At 63.8% G+C, this 17,812-nt stretch carries 18 protein-coding genes, 1 tRNA gene and 2 pseudogenes; 8 read left to right on the top strand and 13 right to left on the bottom strand.

Going from position 1 to position 17,812, the window contains the following annotated elements:
• Positions 1-14: 14 nt before the first annotated feature.
• Together IVB36_RS10395 and IVB36_RS10390 are read right to left on the bottom strand one after the other, a co-directional pair.
• Positions 15-1,805 carry a peptide ABC transporter substrate-binding protein gene (locus IVB36_RS10395; protein ID WP_026232487.1) on the bottom strand — a complete coding sequence of 597 codons (1,791 nt, stop codon included), beginning with the start codon at positions 1,803-1,805 and terminating at the stop codon, positions 15-17.
• A gap of 261 nt (positions 1,806-2,066) precedes the next feature.
• Entirely contained in the window at positions 2,067-3,485 is a 1,419-nt protein-coding gene (locus tag IVB36_RS10390) for a M20 family metallopeptidase (protein ID WP_018453219.1), read from the bottom strand.
• Between the two features lie 283 nt (positions 3,486-3,768).
• Between IVB36_RS10390 and IVB36_RS10385 the strand changes: the two genes are divergently transcribed.
• The 3 genes from IVB36_RS10385 to IVB36_RS10375 all read left to right on the top strand — a co-directional run bounded on the left by IVB36_RS10385 (position 3,769) and on the right by IVB36_RS10375 (position 6,128).
• Positions 3,769-4,740 (top strand): S1C family serine protease, encoded by a 972-nt coding sequence (locus tag IVB36_RS10385; protein ID WP_018453218.1) that lies wholly within the window; start codon positions 3,769-3,771, stop codon positions 4,738-4,740.
• 28 nt (positions 4,741-4,768) lie between these two features.
• A complete protein-coding gene (locus IVB36_RS10380) occupies positions 4,769-5,839 on the top strand; it encodes a phospholipase (RefSeq protein ID WP_018453217.1) in 1,071 nt (356 codons plus the stop codon).
• A gap of 82 nt (positions 5,840-5,921) precedes the next feature.
• On the top strand, positions 5,922-6,128 hold the full coding sequence (locus IVB36_RS10375; protein ID WP_018453216.1) for a hypothetical protein: 207 nt from the start codon (positions 5,922-5,924) through the stop codon (positions 6,126-6,128).
• A gap of 77 nt (positions 6,129-6,205) precedes the next feature.
• Here IVB36_RS10375 and IVB36_RS10370 read toward each other — a convergent pair whose 3' ends face one another.
• From IVB36_RS10370 to IVB36_RS10360, 3 genes are all read right to left on the bottom strand, one after another.
• Complete coding sequence (locus IVB36_RS10370; RefSeq protein ID WP_026232486.1) at positions 6,206-6,865, bottom strand: DsbA family protein; 660 nt, start codon at positions 6,863-6,865, stop codon at positions 6,206-6,208.
• A gap of 98 nt (positions 6,866-6,963) precedes the next feature.
• Positions 6,964-7,440 carry a PaaI family thioesterase gene (locus tag IVB36_RS10365; protein WP_018453214.1) on the bottom strand — a complete coding sequence of 159 codons (477 nt, stop codon included), beginning with the start codon at positions 7,438-7,440 and terminating at the stop codon, positions 6,964-6,966.
• 3 nt (positions 7,441-7,443) lie between these two features.
• Positions 7,444-7,872 (bottom strand): acyl-CoA thioesterase, encoded by a 429-nt coding sequence (locus tag IVB36_RS10360; protein WP_018453213.1) that lies wholly within the window; start codon positions 7,870-7,872, stop codon positions 7,444-7,446.
• Between the two features lie 109 nt (positions 7,873-7,981).
• Between IVB36_RS10360 and IVB36_RS10355 the strand changes: the two genes are divergently transcribed.
• Entirely contained in the window at positions 7,982-8,530 is a 549-nt protein-coding gene (locus IVB36_RS10355) for a TetR/AcrR family transcriptional regulator (protein WP_018453212.1), read from the top strand.
• A 47-nt stretch (positions 8,531-8,577) separates the two neighbouring features.
• Here IVB36_RS10355 and IVB36_RS10350 read toward each other — a convergent pair whose 3' ends face one another.
• Complete coding sequence (locus tag IVB36_RS10350) at positions 8,578-9,069, bottom strand: hypothetical protein (protein WP_085361101.1); 492 nt, start codon at positions 9,067-9,069, stop codon at positions 8,578-8,580.
• 202 nt (positions 9,070-9,271) lie between these two features.
• On the opposite strand from IVB36_RS10350, the gene IVB36_RS10345 reads away from it, so the two are divergent.
• Positions 9,272-9,556 (top strand): PsiF family protein, encoded by a 285-nt coding sequence (locus IVB36_RS10345; protein ID WP_018453210.1) that lies wholly within the window; start codon positions 9,272-9,274, stop codon positions 9,554-9,556.
• Between the two features lie 98 nt (positions 9,557-9,654).
• Entirely contained in the window at positions 9,655-10,740 is a 1,086-nt protein-coding gene (locus tag IVB36_RS10340; RefSeq protein ID WP_085350767.1) for an AbrB family transcriptional regulator, read from the top strand.
• Between the two features lie 3 nt (positions 10,741-10,743).
• Here the strand turns inward: IVB36_RS10340 and IVB36_RS10335 are convergent, their stop codons facing one another.
• Positions 10,744-11,283 (bottom strand): disulfide bond formation protein B, encoded by a 540-nt coding sequence (locus tag IVB36_RS10335; protein ID WP_018453208.1) that lies wholly within the window; start codon positions 11,281-11,283, stop codon positions 10,744-10,746.
• Between the two features lie 154 nt (positions 11,284-11,437).
• On the opposite strand from IVB36_RS10335, the gene IVB36_RS10330 reads away from it, so the two are divergent.
• Positions 11,438-11,522: transfer RNA gene (locus tag IVB36_RS10330), tRNA-Leu, on the top strand.
• Positions 11,523-11,623: 101 nt separating this feature from the next.
• On the opposite strand, the gene IVB36_RS10325 is transcribed toward IVB36_RS10330, so the two are convergent.
• The 5 genes and pseudogenes from IVB36_RS10325 to IVB36_RS10300 form a co-directional block, all read right to left on the bottom strand.
• Positions 11,624-12,946, bottom strand: coding sequence for an FAD-binding oxidoreductase (locus IVB36_RS10325; RefSeq protein ID WP_018453207.1), 1,323 nt, complete (start codon positions 12,944-12,946; stop codon positions 11,624-11,626).
• Between the two features lie 345 nt (positions 12,947-13,291).
• Positions 13,292-13,531: pseudogene (locus IVB36_RS10320) on the bottom strand (cupin domain-containing protein); the annotation flags it as partial.
• 73 nt (positions 13,532-13,604) lie between these two features.
• Complete coding sequence (locus tag IVB36_RS40395; RefSeq protein WP_345946341.1) at positions 13,605-14,639, bottom strand: cupin domain-containing protein; 1,035 nt, start codon at positions 14,637-14,639, stop codon at positions 13,605-13,607.
• The gene (pdxA, locus tag IVB36_RS10305; protein ID WP_026232485.1) at positions 14,639-15,643 is read right to left on the bottom strand and encodes a 4-hydroxythreonine-4-phosphate dehydrogenase PdxA; all 1,005 of its coding nucleotides are present in this window, start codon (positions 15,641-15,643) and stop codon (positions 14,639-14,641) included. The genes IVB36_RS40395 and pdxA overlap by 1 nt, the downstream gene beginning before the upstream one ends.
• A complete protein-coding gene (locus IVB36_RS10300) occupies positions 15,640-16,707 on the bottom strand; it encodes a four-carbon acid sugar kinase family protein (RefSeq protein WP_026232484.1) in 1,068 nt (355 codons plus the stop codon). Before IVB36_RS10300 ends, pdxA begins: the two co-directional genes overlap by 4 nt.
• Here IVB36_RS10300 and IVB36_RS10295 point away from each other — a divergent pair.
• Positions 16,683-17,654: a LysR family transcriptional regulator gene (locus IVB36_RS10295; RefSeq protein WP_240543311.1), complete on the top strand. Its 972-nt coding sequence runs from the start codon at positions 16,683-16,685 to the stop codon at positions 17,652-17,654. The two genes, IVB36_RS10300 and IVB36_RS10295, sit on opposite strands and share 25 nt — an antisense overlap.
• A 61-nt stretch (positions 17,655-17,715) precedes the next feature.
• On the opposite strand, the pseudogene IVB36_RS40390 reads toward IVB36_RS10295, so the two are convergent.
• Positions 17,716-17,812: pseudogene (locus IVB36_RS40390) on the bottom strand (IS21-like element helper ATPase IstB); the annotation flags it as partial.

Below are 17,812 nucleotides of genomic sequence, written 5' to 3'. Positions count from 1 at the left end.
CTAGGCGTGCGTGATCATTCTTCGCGGTACCAGTCGAACAAATTGTCGGTCTCGTTGGCCCAGCCGGAAACGACCGGGCGCAGATTGTTGGCGGCCGCCTCGACCTTCAGACGGTGCTGCACCGGGATGAAAACGATGTCGTGGTACATGAGATCATTGGCCTTGATGTAGAGCGCCGCGCGCTTGACCGGATCCATTTCGCCGTCGGCGGCCAGGATGGTCGCGTCGTACTCCTTGTTGACCCAGCGCGGGAAGTTGGTGCCCTGCCACTTGTTCTCCTTGGTGGCGACGAGGTTCGAAAGGTAACGACGCATGTGCTGCGACGGATCGGGCTGGCTCAGCGGGATCTGGAACATCTCCATGTCGGCGTAGAACTTGGAATAGGTGTCGGGATTGCCGACGTCGGAGGAGAAGAACACGGAGGCGACGACCGATTTCAGCTCGACGTCGATACCCGCCTTCTGGCAGGCCTGCTTGACGATGGCCTGCGTCTTCTGGCGCGGCCCGTTGATCGCGGTCTGGTAGAGGAGCTTCAGCTTCTTGCCGTCCTTCTCGCGGATGCCGTCGGCGCCCGGCTTCCAGCCGGCGTCGTCGAGGATCTTCGAGGCCTTCTCGACGCTGAACTCCCACGAGGTGTTCTTGGACACGAATTTTTCGGGCCCGTTGAGGAAGTTGGCGGTGGTGCGGCCGGCGCGGCCGTAGATGGCCTTCTTGACCGATTCGCGATCGATCAGCAGCGAGAGCGCCTTGCGCACCGCTGGATCAGAAAACAGCGGGTGCTTGGTCTTTATCGAGGAGCGTTCGCCATCGACCTCGGTGTTGGGATCGGTGAAGTTCAGCGCGATGAATTCGGTGTCGCCGCCGACGGCGTAGACGGTTTTTCCCTTGCCGCCCTTCTCCAGGCGCAGCAGCACGTCGTCCTCGACCTGAATGTTCCAGCCGAAATCATATTCGCCAGTCTGGATCACCGCGCGCGCGGCAGAGACGGCGTCGCCGCCGCCCTTCATCTCGATCGAATCGAAATAGGGGCGGTTGGCCATGTGATAATCGGGATTGATCACGCCGCGGACAAGATCGCCCGGCTTGAACTCGACGAACTTGTAGGGGCCGGTACCGACCGGCGAGAGGTTGGTCGGCGCCTCCCGCGACTTGGACCCCATATAGTCCTTGAACAGATGTTTCGGGATGATGGTATTGGGAGCCCCGACAAAAGCGTCGGCCCAGAACGGCGTCGGCTTGTTGAACAGGATGCGGACCGTGAGGTCGTCCACCTTCTCGACGGTGATGTCGCGGAGCGTCGCGATGGTCAGTGCGGAGGTCGCCGGATCCTTGGCATATTCCCAGTTGAAGACGACGTCGTCGGCCGTGAACGGCGTGCCGTCATGCCATTTGACGCCGGGCTTGAGTTTCCAGGTCACCGACTTGCCGTCGGCGGCGAGGCCACCGTTCTGGATCGAGGGAATTTCGGCGGCCAGGACCAGCTTCATGTTGCCGTCGGGATCCCAACAGGCGAGCGGCTCGTAGAACAGACGCGCGCCGTCCTGGTCCTTGGTGCCGGTGGCGAAATGCGGATTGAGCAGGGTCGGCCCCTGCCACCACAGCAGCTTGAGCGCGCCACCGCCGCCGCGCTTGGTCGGCTTGTAGGTCGAGGCGCCCTCGGCCATGGCGACGCCGCCAAGGGCGAGAATCTGGTTGGCCAAAGGCGCGGTGAGACCCACGGCGGCAAGACGCTGAATGAAGCCGCGGCGATCCATCCGCCCGTCCTTCACGTCACCGATCATCGAACGCAGTTGTTTATCCAGCATGGTTGTCCCCGTCTGGTTCCCGTATGGATGCAGGCGGTCGCGCGAGGCGACCACCGGGCTTGGCTGGCGGTAGATGGCACACCGAATGGGGTGCGCGTCAACTGCGACCGTGTGTATGCAAACGGTCTTCTGACTGTCTGTTGGGCAAAACCATATTCCGCAGCCCATCCGATCGGCAATCCAGCATCAAAACACGCTGAATTCCGCGCTGCACTGCAGAAAATTTGATCGCCGCATCAGACGAAGTATCGAGGCGAAATTCTACGCCACGGACATGTCGAGCGGCGGCGCGACGTGGTCTGGCAGCGGACAGACGTAAGGCGTCTTGGCTGTCCGCTTCTGGAGGTCAGCCGTGGCAGCCTTGATCAGCTCCGGGTCCGTCAGCGCCTTGATACCGATGCCGGCCATCGCCTTGGCGGCCTGCACCATGGCCTTGTGCGCATGCGCGCTCTTGCCCTGCGCGACCACCTGCCAGGTGTGGAAGGGCGTACCGATTGCAACCGTGGGTGCGTGGACCTGCACGGTCGGCACCACCCAGCTCACGTCGCCGACGTCGGTCGAGCCGACCAGCGGATTGCGCTTGGCATCCAGTGGCACCAGGAAGTCAGCCAGCGGCCGGTCGGTCGGCTCCATGCCGATCGCGTAATAGACCGACTCGATGTCCTTGTCGCTCAGCGTTGCGCGGATCTCCGTGGCAAAGCCCTTGTCTACGTCGTCGAAATGCGGCGGTCCGAGCTCTTCCATGACCCGATGCAGCGCCTGCTCCAGCGGCGTGTTCGGCAGGATGTTGGAGACCGCGGAGATGATCTTCATCTCGACCTTGGTCTCGGTCATCAGCGCCGCGCCGTCCGCGATCTTGCTCACGCGTCCGACCAGCTCGTTCATGCCGGGCAGATCACGGGCGCGGATCGAATAGCGCACGCGCGCATGCGCCTGCACCACGTTCGGGGCGATGCCGCCGGTGTCGAGCAGCGCGTAGTGCACGCGCGCGTCGCTCGGCATGTGCTCGCGCATATAGTTCACGCCGACATTCATCAGCTCCACGGCGTCGAGCGCGGAGCGGCCGAGATGCGGCGAGGCCGCCGCATGCGAGGTACGGCCGGTGAAGATGAAATCGGCGCGGGTGTTGGCGAGTGACGGCGTCACCGCGACTTCCCAGAAGCTGTGCGGATGCCAGGTGATGGCGATGTCGGCGTCTTCGAATGCACCGGAGCGCACCATGAAGGCTTTTGCCGCGCCGCCCTCCTCCGCGGGGCAGCCGTAATAGCGCACGCGGCCCGGCACCTTGTTCTCGGCAAGCCAGTCCTTCACCGCCGTCGCGGCGAGGAGAGCTGCGGAACCCAGCAGATTGTGACCGCAGCCATGGCCGTGGCCGCCAGTCTCGACCGGACGATGCTCCGCGACGCCGGCCTCCTGGCTCAGGCCCGGGAGCGCGTCATATTCCCCCATGAAGGCAATGACCGGTCCGCCCTCGCCCCATTCGCCCATCACCGCGGTCGGAATGCCCGCGACCTGCTCGGTGATGCGGAAACCCTGATGACGCAACTCGGCGAGATGCTCGGCGGCGGATCGCGCCTCGGTGTAGCAGACTTCGGGCATGCCCCAGACCTTGTCGCTGAGGTCGATGAAACGTGCCTTGATCGTGTCGATGCCACGCCAGATGTCGCTGCGGTTGTCCATGCTTCGGCCCCGTGATCCCTCGGTCAAACGAAGCGGCAATGGTTAGCAGCTTCATTGTACCGCGCCTAGCACCTCGCCGGACAGCAGCCATGCGGCCAATGCCGGAGGCCCGCTCGACCGACCGTGCATCAAGCCTTCCCGCGCCTTTCAAAGATTTCATCCGGTGCCTCGGGAATAGTTGGGGAACGAGGCTTTCAAGACGGCCTCCTCCGGCCTAAATTATCCGTGCTTCGCGCGTCGTTCCGCTAATCGGCGGAGCGATGCTCTCAGCCAGGAGAACTCCATGCCCGCCCTGACCGAATGGAGAGTGCCACCGGCCAATCAGCCGCGTGCGAGCGATTACGGTTTCGATCTCGACCGCGCGCTCGCCTCCGTCGTCGGCCTGCATGCCATCATCCCGCCGGACGCCTTCAGCGCCGAGACACTGGGGACTGAACGCGCCGGCAACGGCGTCGTGATCGACGACGGGCTGGTGCTCACCATCGGCTACCTCATCACCGAAGCAGAGTCGGTGTGGCTGCATGTCGGAGACGGGCGCGTAGTGGAGGGACATGTGCTCGGCTTCGATGCCGTCACCGGCTTTGGCCTGGTGCAGGCGCTCGGCCAGCTCGATGTCGCCCCCTTGCCGCTCGGGATCTCGGCCGAGACCCGGCTCGGCGACCGCGTCGTGGTCGGCGGCGCCGGCGGACGCACGCGTTCGGTCGCGAGCCAGATCGTGGCCAAGCAGGAATTCGCCGGCTACTGGGAATATCTGCTGGACGAGGCCATCTTCACCCATCCCGCGCACCCGAATTGGGGCGGCACGGCGCTCCTCAACGAGCGCGGCGAGCTGATCGGCATCGGCTCGCTGCAGCTCGAACGCGAGCGCGAGGCCAAGGCCGAGCACGTCAACATGATCGTGCCGATCGACCTGTTGAAACCGATCCTGGACGATCTGCGCAAATTCGGCCGCGTCAACAAGCCGGCACGGCCGTGGCTCGGACTGTTTTCGACCGAGATCGACAACCGCGTGGTTGTGATCGGGATCTCCGCCAATGGTCCCGCCGCCCGTGCCGAGCTCAAGACCGGCGACGTCATCCTCGCGGTCGACGGCGAGAAGGTCACGAGCCAAACCGGCTTCTACAAGAAGCTGTGGGGCCTCGGCGCTGCCGGCGTCGACGTGCCGCTGACGGTACATCATGAAGGCGTCACCTTCGACGTCACGGTGACCTCGACCGATCGCTACAAGCTCTTGAAGGCGCCGAAGCTGCACTGACGATCAGAACTGACGCAAGGAAGCGACGATGAGCGAGGCCGTCGTTGACGATATCGTGGCCGTGCTGCCGCCGCTGCTCAATGCGCTGGAGGCGCTCGCCTTTTTTCAGCGCAACCTGCACCCGCCGGCCTTCGGCTCCGTGATGAATGCGATTGGCGCTCCCGACGAGGCGTTGCAAACGGCGCGCGCGGCAATCCGAGAATGGCCGGAGGAGTTCACCGGACTGCGCGAGCGGCTCGATCGTGCCTGCGACGAGACGCTCGCCGCCTTTGCCGGCCTGCGCGAGGTCGAACGTGGCAATGGCGACCTCGTCGCGGTCTTCCGCGCACTACGTCATGTGCCGCGCGCGCAGGAGGCACTCTATCCGCTGGCCGTGCGGTTTCCGCCGGTCAGCAGTTTCTTCCTCAACGCCGCGAATCGCGAGAATGCCGACCTGTTGTCGCGGCTCGAAGCCGGCGCGGACGCGCACACCGGCATCATCCACGATCACAACGAGCCCGGCAGCCGCGGTGGCTTTTCGGTCTACGTGCCCGAATATTATACGCCCGATCGCGCCATGCCGCTGGTGATGGCGTTGCACGGCGGCAGCGGCAACGGCCGCGGTTTCCTGTGGAGCTGGCTGCGCGATGCCCGCAGTCTTGGTGCGATCCTGGTGGCGCCGACCGCGACCGGCCCAACCTGGGCGCTGATGGGTGACGATTCCGACACGCCCAACCTCATGCGCATTCTCGAAACCGTGCGCAGCCGCTGGACCATCGACGCCTCGCGCATGCTGCTCACCGGCATGAGCGACGGCGGCACCTTCTGCTATGTCACCGGCCTCGACGGCGCCTCGCCCTTCACGCATCTCGCGCCGGTGTCGGCGACCTTCCATCCGCTGAGGGTCGAAATGGCTGACGCTGCGCGTCTGCAGCGCCTGCCGATCTTCATCGCGCACGGCAAGCTCGACTGGATGTTTCCGGTGCAGACCGCGCGGCAGACGCAGGCGGCCCTCGCCGCCGCCGGCGCCGACGTCACCTATCGCGAGATCGACGACCTCAGCCACACCTATCCTCGCGAGATCAACGCGGAGCTGGTGCAGTGGCTGAATGGAGAATGAACAACCTCTCCTTCCCTGCGCCCTACTGCCGCGGAACAATCGATCCGGGCCGACGTTATCGCCCGTCATCGGAGGTTTCGCCATGCGGATGTTTCTTGGAATGATTTTGGGCGCGCTGCTGCTTGCCTGCGGCGTGTATGTCTATGACTCCATGCAGACGTCGTCGGTTGCTCATGGCGAGGTCGCGACGACCAATCGCACCATCGTAAACTGGGATGTCGCCAAAGCCGATTGGGACGCGCTGCGCGATCGCGCGCACAAGGACTGGGTCCGCATCTCCTCCAAGTAACGATGTGGTATCATGAATGAGGCGCCGTCGCGGGTCCGCGGCGGCGCCTTCGTATTGCGCGGTGAATATCGCTCGGCTCAGTTCATCTTGGCCTTGCGGGCGTCGGCGATGACCTGCTCGAACTCGTTCATGCTGAGCACGCCGGGCACGCGGTATTTGCCGACGATGAAGGACGGCGTGCCGCGGAAACCGAAGGCTTCGGCCTGCTCGTTGTTGCGCTTGAGCACGGCGTCGATGTCCTTGGCGTGATCGGCGAGATCGCGCTTCAACCGATCCATGTCGACGCCGGCCGCCGCGAGCAGTTCGTTGATGCGCGGCTCCGTCAGGCGCGAGCTGACGCCCATCATGGCGTCATGGGCCTGGTGGTATTTGTCCTGGAATTTCGCCGCCAGCGCGGTCCGCGCGGCCGTGACCGAAACCGGACCGAGAATCGGCCAGTCCTTCATCACCAGCCGGACCTTGCCGTCGTCCTGGATGACCTGACGCAACTCGGGCTCGAGCTTGCGGCAATAGGGGCAGTTATAGTCGGACCATTCGATGATGCTGATATTCCCGTCGGGATTGCCGGCCACGGGAACGTCGGGATCGCGCAGCACCTTGGCTTCGGTCAGCACCTCGTCTTCGTCGGTTGCCGCCCGCGCCGCGGTGATCCCACCGGCGACAAGGGCGCCCGCTCCAATCAGCGTCAGCGCCGCGCGCCGCGTCGGCACAAGGCTCTTATTCCTGAATCCAGCCATATCTCGTTCCATTTCGGTCCCATTTCCGTGGATACGGTCCGAGACTGGGAATTGTTACAGGTCATATAGAGTGTCGCGGCGCCGATGTCATCGCCACGCTATGCCGGTATCGGGGCCGGCGCTTGGGAAGCGGCAACGCGGGGCAGCATTGCCATCAGCGTGCCGGTCATCGTGGCGATCAACGTGACCTTGCCCTCGTGCTCGGCAAACGCCCTGGCCTCGCAAAAGGTCAGCGTGCGGCCGGGCTTGACCACCTCTGCCTTGAAGACGAAACGCTCGCCCCGTGCCGGCGCGAGCAGCGTAGTCTTGAACTCGACGGTGAGGATATCGGCCTCGCGCGGCATCAGGGTGAAGGCGGCGACACCACAGGCATTGTCGAGGCCTGCGGTAATGATGCCGGCGTGGACAAAGCCGTTCTGCTGTGTGAGGGCCGGCGAATGCAGCATGGCTAATTCAGCCTCGCCCGGCGCAAGGCGGACGATCACGATACCGAGCGTGTGCATCGCCGGCTGGCCGTCGAACATGGCGATGCCAGCCGCGCGATAGCCCGGGTTCTTCGGCTCATATGCAGCCATGGCTCAGGCCTCCGCCTTCTCGGCGAGGTGCCTCAAGGCCACCTCGCGGATGGCATCCGTGAACGGCACCGATTTGCGCTGGCTCCGGTCCATGTGCACGCCCGTGATCTCGCAGAACGCGGCGATCTCGCCGGTCTCGGCATTGGTCATGTCGTGCCGGAAGCGGATCGATTTGTCGCGGATCTCAAGCAGATGGCTGCGGATCTCGACGATGTCGCCGGCGCGCAGCTCGCGCTTATAGGTGATGTTCTGCTGCACGGCGGCCATGCCGCGGCCGGAGCCGCGCAGATAACTCGGCGTCAGCCCGAGGCGAGCGAACAGATTCCAGTTGGCCTCGTCGAATTTGCCGACATACCACATGATGTTCATATGGCCGACGTGATCGCACTGCCATGGATAGACCGTGCCGCGATAGGTCGCCTCCTGCTCCATCGCAATTCTCCCTGGCCTTTTCTGCCTTTGATTGTCGATACGGTAGCGTATCAACCTCCTCCCGCGTTAGCAATACGGCACCGTATCAAGAATCGGCGAGGCTGCCTGCATGAGTGACGGCAAAGGCGATGTCTGGGTCGAGGCAGGGCTCACCGAGCTCGCCCGATCGGGAGTCGAGGGGGTTCGGGTCGAGGTGCTCGCCAAGAATCTGGGCGTCACCAAGGGCGGCTTCTACCGCCGCTTCGCCGACCGTGCCGCACTGCTCGGTGCCATGCTGGAACGCTGGCGCGAGGGGCGCTCAACGGCGATCGCGCAGCAAACGAGTCTCGATGGCCAAGAGCCCCGTGAACGGCTGCGGGCGGTGATCCAGCTCTATTCGGAGCGGCTCAATCCGGACGGGATGGCAATCGAGCTTGCGATCCGGCAATGGGCTCGCTCGGACGAGGGCGCCGCGGCAGCGGTGGCGAACGTGGACGCCGCGCGGCTGAAGCACGTCGCCGAACTCTATCGCGCGACCGGCCTCGATACCGAGGCAGCCGAAGCGCAGGCCTTCCTGTTCTACTGCTTCATCTTCGGCCAGAGCCTGCTGTTCGTCGAGCGCGGCCCGCGCAAGCGATCGCAGCTCGTGGCAAAATCGGCCGAGAAGCTCCTGGATTAAAGCAAGAGGCCGGAGCTTGGCTCCGGCCTCTGCGTCGTCTTGAAGCGTCAGGCGGCGCCCTTCAGCTTCTTGTTGCATTCGCTGTAATAGCCGCCGCCCTTCTCGATCCACTTCATGCCGCCATTGCCGTTGGTGGCCTTGTTGGCGTTGTACTGGTCGACGCAGGTGTGCAGGCGCCCCTTGCCGGGGGTCTCCTTGGCGTATTTCGGATCGACCGCGTTCGGATAGATCGCGGGGCCGGCCGGCAGGGTCGGGGCAGCAGCCGGGGCGGCCTCCTTCTTCGCCTGCTTCGGCTCGGCGGGAGCGGCGGGCGCAGCAGGAGCGGCCGCGGTCGGCGCAGCCGCTGGCGTCGCGTCCGCGCCGCACTGGGCCTTGCGGAAGTCATTCCACTTCGTGGTGCCGAGCGACCCGTCCTTCTTGGCGGCCTGGTATTTCGCGCTGCACTCCTGCGAGGTCAGCGCCTGCGCCGGCGCACTTGCCACCAGCGCGGCAAAGCCCGACAGCGCAACTGCACATAGCAACTTTGATTGAATGGTCATCCTTGGTCTCCTCCTTGATCTTCCCCCGAGGGAAGTGAACCGAGGATTGCTATCCTAGCGTGCCGCCCGCCCGCGACAAGGAAGCGATGGCTGCTGCCGCCAAAATATAGTGATCCTCCACGTTCCAATTATTCATGTCGCGTTCAGCAACGCCAGCCGACTTTCGCGCCCTTCGCAATTCCCGCAAGAAGAGTGCAGCACCATGACCCTCACATCTCGCCTCGCCGTCGTCGCTCTCGCCTCCCTGCTCGCCACCGGCACCGCCTTCGCGCAGACCGCCGCGCCGGCAGCAAAGACCGACACCAAAACCACAACCGCCGCCCCCATGGACAAGAAGGCACCGAAGGAGCACTCGGCCGAGTCGCTCGAATGCTCCAAGCAGGCCGACGCCAAGGGCCTGCACGGCAAGGAGCGCAAGAAATTCCGCTCCGAATGCATCAAGACCGCCAAGGCCGGCATGGCCGCGCCGGCTGCGGAGAAGAAGTAAATCCTTCCCCCCTGCTCGCGGCTTCGGCGAGAGGCGCGCGCATTGCGGTATGACGTGGCCGCAATTGTGCGCCTCTTGTTGATTTGCGATAAGGTGGTGTGAAGCAAATCACCGCCTCCCTGCCGTTCGAATGGCCGAGCCGTGCCAAGATGTTGAGCACGGTGGAAACGCTCGTCATTGGCACCGCCGGGGGCCTCGTGTTTCTGCTCGCGGGCCTTCCGGGGGGATTGATCTCGGGCTCCATGATCGCGGTAGGGATCGCCGCGATCGCCGGTCGCCAGCTGACGCTGCCGCCGATCCTGACCCAGACGGTGCTGGTGCTGCTCGGCATTTCGTTAGGATCAGTCGTCTCTCGCCACCTGCTTCAACAGGTCAGTGCCTATCCGCTCACCATCGGGCTGCTCGCGCTCGCGACCTTCTGCTCGACCTTCGGCTCCAGTTATTATCTCCAGCGCATTCACGGCTGGGACCGCACCTCGGCCTTCCTCGCCGGCAGCCCCGGCGCGCTGTCGCAGATCACGATTTTGGCGGTCGAGCGCGGCGCCGACCTGCCGGGCATCGCGGTGGTGCAGACCATGCGCGTCATCATCCTCACCGCGGCCCTGCCGATGGTGCTGGCGTTCGCCGGCGTCGCGCCCTCCGTCGCGCCATCGCTGACGACGACGATCGCCTCGCCGCTCGACCTCGTCGAGCTGGTCGCGGCCTCGCTGGCCGCGGCACTCCTCCTGCGGCTGATCAGGTTTCCGGCGAGCTGGATGTTCGGTGCGATGATCGGCTCAAGCGTGCTGCATGGCGCCGGTTGGGTCGAGGGCGGCCTGCCGGACTGGGTACGCGGCGTGGCGCTGGTCGGCATCGGCGCCCTGATCGGCAGCCGCTTCGCGCGGATGAGGATCAAGACGCTCGCCGGCCACATCAACGCGGCACTGGGCTCGTTTGCCATCGCCATCGCCGTTTCCGCGATCTTCGTCGGCATCGTGGCGCTCACCACGCAGGTGAAATTCTCCGACGTCGTGGTCGCCTACGCACCGGGCGCGATGGACGCCATGCTGGCGCTGGCCCTGACGCTGCACATCGATCCGATCTTCGTCGGCGCACATCACCTCTCGCGCTTCGTCTTCGTGACGATCGCGACGCCGGGCATTGTGCACCTGTTCGGCCGGACGCAGGACGATGTGGATGATTGAGCCTCAGCGCTTCACCGTCGCAACGAATCCCCACGCGGCGATCGCAGCCATCAAGAGCGAGATCAGCACGTTGTAGCCGGCAAGCGAGAGGCCGAGGAAGCGCCACTGCACCTCGTCGCAGCGGACCACCTTCACGGTGTCGAGCCGCGACAGCAGGTCGGTGGCGCTGCCGAGATTGACGACGGGACCGGAGCAGTCGGTCGGTCCCTTCCAAAAGCCCCATTCGACGCCGGAATGATAGGTGCCGAGCCCGGCATTGGCGATGCTCGCGAGCGCAAGGATCGCCAGGCCCGCGAGCAGCAGCGGTCTCGGCGCACCGCCCCGCGCCGCGAGTGCGATGAGCAGGCCGAGCGGGATCACGAGGTAATAGGCGTAGCGCTGCTCCAGGCAGAGCGGACAGGGCACAATCCCGAGCACCAGCTGGAAGAACCAGGCGCCCGCGATGGTCGCGGCTGCCGTCAGCGCGACCGCGAGCGAAGCGGCCAGCGCAGGGGTCGTGGCCGCCGGTTTGAACGCAGGTATTGCGGCACTCTGGGTTGTCACGGCAGCCTCCTTTCGATGGGTCGCTTTCCAAGGCTGTAACCCCGGCTCATGCGGCTGTCGAGAACGGCCCGGATCACTTTGGCGCGGGTTGACCCCGCTTGGTCCATGGCTATAGTCCGCCGGCTTCGCGACGCCCGCCTAGGGCCGACCGAGGGCCCCTGTGGCGGAACTGGTAGACGCGCTCGACTCAAAATCGAGTTCCGCAAGGAGTGCTGGTTCGATTCCGGCCAGGGGCACCAACTAGGCTGTTCAAGCCCGTTCTAAATCGTCCGCAACCATCCGCAGTACTCCAAACCTGGCGTTGCTCGGTACGCGTCAGGCCCGACTTCCGGCTCGATCTTCAGATGGCCGAGATGTCCAGCTTCGAGCCATCGGTCAGACGCGACAGCCGGAACGGTGCGGGATCGACGCAAGGAGTGTCGTTGACGAGAAGCTGTGCGGCCAGATAGCCAAGGCCCGGGCCCAAACCGAAGCCGTGACCCGAGCAGCCCGCTGCGAGGACGAGGCCTTCCACCCGGTCCACCTTCGACACGACAGGCACTGCATCCGGCGTGCAATCGACGAAGCCGCCCCAAGCGCTACCGAGCTTTATTTCGCCGAGTTGGGGGAAGGTTTTCCGGACACTCGCCACCACTTGGCTCACCAGCCATTTCAAGGGCGGAGGATCCAGCACGCGATTCTGTTCGAAGATCCGATCGTCGTTGGTCAGCAGCGCCGTCATTGAATCCGGCCCCGAAACGAACGATTGGCCGACGCCAATCCTGACGTTCTTCAGGCGACGCAAGAACTGCGGCATGAATTCCCGGCTGTACCGGATAGCCTGGGGCGTGATTTCGAGGTTCGCCTTGCCGCTGATCGCAAGCGTATAGCTGCCGTCCAGTCGACGCGTGATCGTGCAGTAGGGTGTGGAGACCGCCTCGCCTATGTTGATTGTCGGGGTGGAACGCAGCGCGGTCTGACGGATGCTCGCTTGGGGAAAACTGATCCCGAGCGGCCGAAGGAAGCGCGAGGACCAGGCGCCGGCGGCGCAAAGCACCGCGCTGGTTCTGATATAGCCCTTCTCCGTGTGCACGCCTGCAATCTTGCCATTGGCCAAGTCGAGCGCCCGCGCGGCGCATCCCTGGTGGATCGTGGCGCCCAGAATTCTGGCCCCTTCGGCGATAGCCGGCGCGGCGAGCGCAGGTTCGGCCTTGCCGTCCCGAGCCGAATAGGTCCCGCCGACCCATTTGTCGCGCGCTTCGGGGACGCGCTCGGCCACCTCCGCCCGGCTCAGCACGCGGGTGTCGACGTCGTACTCCCTGGCGACCTCGCGCCACCTTTCCCAGCCGGCGAGCACAGCCTCGTCGTGGGTCGCATAGACGAGTCCGCAGCGCCGAAATCCGAGGTCCCGATTGATATCGCGCGTGAGCTCGTCCCACAGCCGCATAGAGATCACCGAGAGTGGCAGTTCGCGGCGATCGCGGTTCTGCTGCCGGCACCAACCCCAGTTTCGGCTCGATTGTTCACAGGCGACGTGACCCTTCTCGAGGAGCGCCACAGAGAGGCCGCGCTTCGCCAGGTAATAGGCGGCCGTAGCGCCGAGGATACCGCCGCCGACTATGACGACATCGGCCTCGGCCGGGAGACGCTCATCGCTGTGAATGCGCTCGACATGGGGCGACATGTTCCAACGAACCTCGGCTGCCAAGAACGCGGAAGCAAAATTCCGATCAACCCTTCATCGCATCAGGCGCCCGATAGAATGTGCTGAAATCATCTAGGACTTCGCAAGATGTTCGGGTTTTTGAGCGCTTGAGCGATACGAGCTGCTCAAGCGCGATCGTCCCAGTTCGGCGCAACGGCGGCGCGACCTGCTTGTCCACGGAGACTGGACCGCTTTTCGATGCCCCAGAAAAATGGACCCAGACCGTCGCGATTGGCTCGGCGACACCGGGACGAGTGATGTCCTGAACCACGAGCGTCGAGAAGGCACCAGCGCGGCGGCAAAGCCCATTTCGGCGCCCGAAGTCATCTTCCGCACTGTCTCGATCGTCTTCCATACGCCGACATAGCCGGGTTTCATCACAAAGCTGTCGCCGGCGCGGAAAATGCGAGGCTCCTTGCCTTCCTCGGTCAGCTCCACCACGCCGGAAAGGATGTGGCAGTACTCAAAGGTCTCGCCCTTGATCGAGCGGTTCTCGCCAGGCGTGGCTTCCCAGACTCCGGTCTTCACCGAGTCGGCGCGGGAGGAGTCCTGCTCCCAGGTCCTGAGGTCATCGAGGCCGGACCGGCGAAGGCCGGTCGACGGCGTCAAGCGTTTGCTCCGATCGCAGGCAGACGGTCTAGCCTTCGAGGTCGTGAGCGGTGCCGGCATCCATGGATGTGCCGGGTTCGAGCAGCACGACCTCGCAGACGTCGTCCAGCGCGACAGGGCAATGCTCTACCCCATGCGGGACCACGATGAACTCGCCTTGCTCGATGATCTCGTCCCGATCACGAAACTTCATCAGCAGGCGGCCTTTGTGCACCAGGAAGAGTTCGTCACCGCTCCTGTGAAAGCGCCAGGCGAACTCGCCCGCGAACTTGGCGAGCTTGATCTGCATGTCGTTAATCTGACCCGCGATCTTCGGAGACCAAGTCTCCTTGAGCTGCCCGAACGAGCTGGCCAGGTTCTTCTTGTGGAGCGGCGAGAGATGCCGGTTCAGAGCGGCCACGTCACGGATGATGGCCCCAAGCTGGCGAGCGACGTCCTTGTCGTCGGCCGGATACTTGCCGTCCAACGCGGCCGTGCCGATAGTGAAGCCGGCGGCTCCTGCGTCCTTCAGGATGGCGATCCGCTCAGGCGTATCAATCGAGCCGGCCACATAGACGGGCTTGGGCACCGCCGCGCACACCGCCTTGATGAGGGCCGGGACGTCTTCCTTGGAGCGATAGGCGAGCAGGTCGAGGCCATACACGCCCTCCCGCACGGCGAGCGCCTGGGCGCTCTCAACGATCTCCTCGATGCTCCCTTCGAGCACGCTCGGATGACCGGTGATGCGACCCGGGAAGGGGCAGTATTGAATGCCGGTGCCAGCAAGGATCGGCAACACGTCGTCAACATGTGTGCCGCCGAGCAAGACGTTGACGCCGATTTCAACCGCCGCTTTCGCCGAAACGATCTCACTTTGCCGGTCGAGTGAGACGACTTCGAGATAGGAGGTGGCGCCGTCTGCCTTGATGACCCGGTTGAGAACTTTGAGTCGATCAATCGGCAGGCCGATGTCCTTGAAACCGATGTGGCGAACGCCAAGCCTCAGGGCGGTCTTGAGTTGTTCAGAGGCGTCCCCGACGGTGCGATCGTTGCGCGTGAGCATGAAGATAAAGCGAAGGCCCATTAGACTACCCCTTCTTTGGTCTTAATTTGCGCGGCGACGAGCCTTCGCGCGTAAGCCAGCGCGGTCTCGAGACTGCCGGTGTCGGCGATGCCTCGACCCGCAATGTCGAATGCCGTGCCGTGATCAGGGCTTGTACGGACGAACGGCAGGCCGAGCGTGATGTTCACACCCTTTTCGAGGCCGAGATATTTCACCGGAATTAGGCCCTGATCGTGATATTGGGCCACGACCACATCGAAGCGGCCCTTGCGGGCCTGCATGTAGACAGTGTCCCCGGGCCAGGGGCCACTGGCGTCGATGCCCTCGGCGCGGGCCGCTTCGATCGCAGGCCGGATGATCTGGATTTCTTCGTCGCCGAAGAGACCACCTTCGCCGGCATGGGGGTTGAGCCCTGCCACTGCAATGCGCGGCGCCGCGATCCCGAGGGCCTTGCCGCCCTCATTTGCGAGCCGGATCGCCGACATCTGGGCATCGAAATCCGCTTGGTCGATGGCTTTGCGCAGCGACATGTGGATGGTGACGAGAACCGTGCGGATATCATCGTTGGCCAGCATCATCGCAACGCGCTCCGCACCACCATAGTCGGCGAGGATTTCGGTGTGCCCGGGATAGCGAATGCCCGCGCTTGCCATCGCTTCCTTGTTGATCGGTGCGGTGACGATGCCGCTGACCTTGCCGGCCTTGGCTGCCGCGACGGCGGCGACGATGGCATCGAAGGAAGCTTGGCCGGACATGGCGCTGACGCTCCCGAGCGGAGGCGGCGCGATGATTTGCGTCGCCTCGACGACTTCGATGGACCGCGGCTCAGAGCGCGCCTCTTCAGGTCGGGCGATACGCCTGACCGTCAGCTCGAGACCCAGACGATGGACGATATTCTCCATCACGACGTAGCTGCCGAATACGACCGTGCCTTCGCCGGCTTTGGCCAATGTCTTCGCCACGATCTCCGGGCCGATGCCGGAGGCATCGCCCATTGTGACGGCGAGGGGAGCGGATTGGGTCATGATACAACCAGTTCTGATACCGAGGTGCCAAGGCGGAGCCGCGTGATCGCACGACGCAGCGTATCGTCGTCGCCAAAGCCGCCTGCCTTCATGGCGATCAGCAGCTCTCGTCCATCTCCGAGGGACGTGCGGCCAAGCGGAAAGCCTGGCTCGAGCTCTTGCAGGATCTCGAACTCATAAATGTCCAGGCCGTCCAGAATCGCCTCCATGGTGTCCCCGCCTGTGGCGATCACCATATCGAAACGCTCGTCGGCCAGCCGTCGAGCCGCATTTTGAGCAATGTCGCGCAGGACGGATCCGGGATCATTCATCCGTTCGATCGGAGCCTGCAGCAGAGCGATTCCAGGCTCCATTGCGATGCAGTCGGCCTGACGATGGCTGCGCGGATTGGCGCTGCCGATCGCAACAAGAATGTCCCCACTAACCGCGGCGGTCACGTCCGACGCAACCGCAAGCGGCGCAAGACGCTTCGCCAGGGCAAGGGCCATGCCCGGAGAGCCCACCCATAGGATCGACTCCGGATCCGGCAGGGCCGCAACTTGTTTGTCGAGATCGGCCTGTGTTGCAGCATCAAGGATGACGACGCTTCCGATGGAGGCCGGAACGAGCTCAGCCAGCCGAGAATGTCGCGCCGGATGGACGGGGTCGCGACCGTATTCGGTCTCCGTTACAGGAATGCCGTCCACAAGCTGAACGCCGTCGACGGTTGTACGCCCAGCGCCAGGGAACGCAGGTGCAAAGACCAGCATCTTGCGGCCGCTTACGGTGAAGGCCGCTTCCATCTCGGCCGTCACGTGCCCGCGAAGAGTCGAGTCGACGGTCTTGTAGAGGACAACCCGCGAAGCGAGCTGCTCGGCAAGTTCTGACTGCCGCCGCGCCGCTTGCGAAACCGGCACTGATCTAGATCCGCTATCAACGGCGACAATCGTGGCCTCCTGGTGCGGCAGCCGGCGTCGGCCGACAACGGCTCGCAAACCGCGCTCGACAAACGGACCGGCCCCATCGGCGGCGCTGGTCAGGTCGTCGGCTAGGATACCGATTGTGTATTCGCCATTGGTTCGCATGGATCAATTATGCTAAGCAAATTCAACATAAAAAGCGATATTTTTTGCGCTACATTGGTGATATGAGATCACCAATGAGGCGATCAGAAATACCTTCATTGGACGACTTGCGTGCGTTCGAGACCGCTGCGCGGCTGGGGTCGGTTCGGCTTGCCGCGAACAGCCTTGCCTTGACCCATGGGGCTGTGAGTCGCCGTATCACCAAACTGTCGGAAGACCTTGGCTTCAAACTCTTCGAAAAAAGCGGACGTGGCTTGAGTCTCACTGCCTCTGGAGAAGTGCTCAACCTCACACTCGGCCGTTTCTTCACCGAGCTGGCGACAACCGTTGAGAGCTTGCGTGCTGCCAACGCACAGCAGAACTCCCTCGTTCTCTCATGCGAGCCTTCAGTCGCTATGCGCTGGCTTATTCCACGGCTTGCAAGCTTTCAGGCCGTCCATCCCGACATCGCTCTACATCTGTCAGTCGCCGGCGGCCCCGTCGAGTTTCGCCGCGATCGGATCGATCTGGCTATACGTCGGCTCGACTTTGCGCTCCCAGAGGCGTGGCACGTCCGGCGCCTTTTTCCTGAAAGGGTAGGACCGGTCATGAGCCCTCAGCTCGCAGCGGTGTTTGCCTCAGGAAACTACATCGCCCTAGGTTCGAAGACTCGGGCGGACGCTTGGTCGCGATGGCTTTCCACCCACCCGTCGGTGCGGCGCCCCGCGGAGATACGCTTCTACGATCACCACTTCCTCATCGTCGAAGCAGCATTGGCGGGATTGGGCGTTGCCCTCAGCCCGCGGGTCCTTGCAACGGACGACGTAGATAGAGGGCGGCTCATCGCACCTGCCGGTTTCGATCCGGACGAAAGCCACTATGGCCTCATCTGGGCGGGAGAAACTGAACTGTCTGGGAAAGCGAACTATCTTGCTTCATGGCTGCAGGAACAGTGCAATCTGATCTAATGATTCAACTTCGCGCTCCTCAAGGGCTCGGCGCTATCAGGCGTTGAACCCGACTTGAGTGTCAATCGGCGTTCAAATTTGACCCCGTATCGGCGTCCAATTTTGACCCCTTCGAGCGGCGGGTTTTGGCGGTAGCGCTCGCACCGTCGGAGCTGGTC

This window comes from Bradyrhizobium sp. 35 (assembly GCF_023073215.1).
GTDB classification, from domain to species: Bacteria; Pseudomonadota; Alphaproteobacteria; order Rhizobiales; family Xanthobacteraceae; genus Bradyrhizobium; species Bradyrhizobium canariense_D.
Note: the sequence above shows the minus strand (reverse complement) of the source record. Positions and strands in the feature narration are given on the sequence as shown.

What these genes read in the sequence shown, in the direction of transcription:
- IVB36_RS10395 (WP_026232487.1), bottom strand. Translation starts at nt 1,805, where the DNA reads ATGCTGGATAAACAACTGCGTTCGATGATCGGTGACGTGAAGGACGGG.
- IVB36_RS10390 (WP_018453219.1), bottom strand. Translation starts at nt 3,485, where the DNA reads ATGGACAACCGCAGCGACATCTGGCGTGGCATCGACACGATCAAGGCA.
- IVB36_RS10385 (WP_018453218.1), top strand. Translation starts at nt 3,769, where the DNA reads ATGCCCGCCCTGACCGAATGGAGAGTGCCACCGGCCAATCAGCCGCGT.
- IVB36_RS10380 (WP_018453217.1), top strand. Translation starts at nt 4,769, where the DNA reads ATGAGCGAGGCCGTCGTTGACGATATCGTGGCCGTGCTGCCGCCGCTG.
- IVB36_RS10375 (WP_018453216.1), top strand. Translation starts at nt 5,922, where the DNA reads ATGCGGATGTTTCTTGGAATGATTTTGGGCGCGCTGCTGCTTGCCTGC.
- IVB36_RS10370 (WP_026232486.1), bottom strand. Translation starts at nt 6,865, where the DNA reads ATGGCTGGATTCAGGAATAAGAGCCTTGTGCCGACGCGGCGCGCGGCG.
- IVB36_RS10365 (WP_018453214.1), bottom strand. Translation starts at nt 7,440, where the DNA reads ATGGCTGCATATGAGCCGAAGAACCCGGGCTATCGCGCGGCTGGCATC.
- IVB36_RS10360 (WP_018453213.1), bottom strand. Translation starts at nt 7,872, where the DNA reads ATGGAGCAGGAGGCGACCTATCGCGGCACGGTCTATCCATGGCAGTGC.
- IVB36_RS10355 (WP_018453212.1), top strand. Translation starts at nt 7,982, where the DNA reads ATGAGTGACGGCAAAGGCGATGTCTGGGTCGAGGCAGGGCTCACCGAG.
- IVB36_RS10350 (WP_085361101.1), bottom strand. Translation starts at nt 9,069, where the DNA reads ATGACCATTCAATCAAAGTTGCTATGTGCAGTTGCGCTGTCGGGCTTT.
- IVB36_RS10345 (WP_018453210.1), top strand. Translation starts at nt 9,272, where the DNA reads ATGACCCTCACATCTCGCCTCGCCGTCGTCGCTCTCGCCTCCCTGCTC.
- IVB36_RS10325 (WP_018453207.1), bottom strand. Translation starts at nt 12,946, where the DNA reads ATGTCGCCCCATGTCGAGCGCATTCACAGCGATGAGCGTCTCCCGGCC.
- IVB36_RS40395 (WP_345946341.1), bottom strand. Translation starts at nt 14,639, where the DNA reads ATGGGCCTTCGCTTTATCTTCATGCTCACGCGCAACGATCGCACCGTC.
- pdxA (WP_026232485.1), bottom strand. Translation starts at nt 15,643, where the DNA reads ATGACCCAATCCGCTCCCCTCGCCGTCACAATGGGCGATGCCTCCGGC.
- IVB36_RS10300 (WP_026232484.1), bottom strand. Translation starts at nt 16,707, where the DNA reads ATGCGAACCAATGGCGAATACACAATCGGTATCCTAGCCGACGACCTG.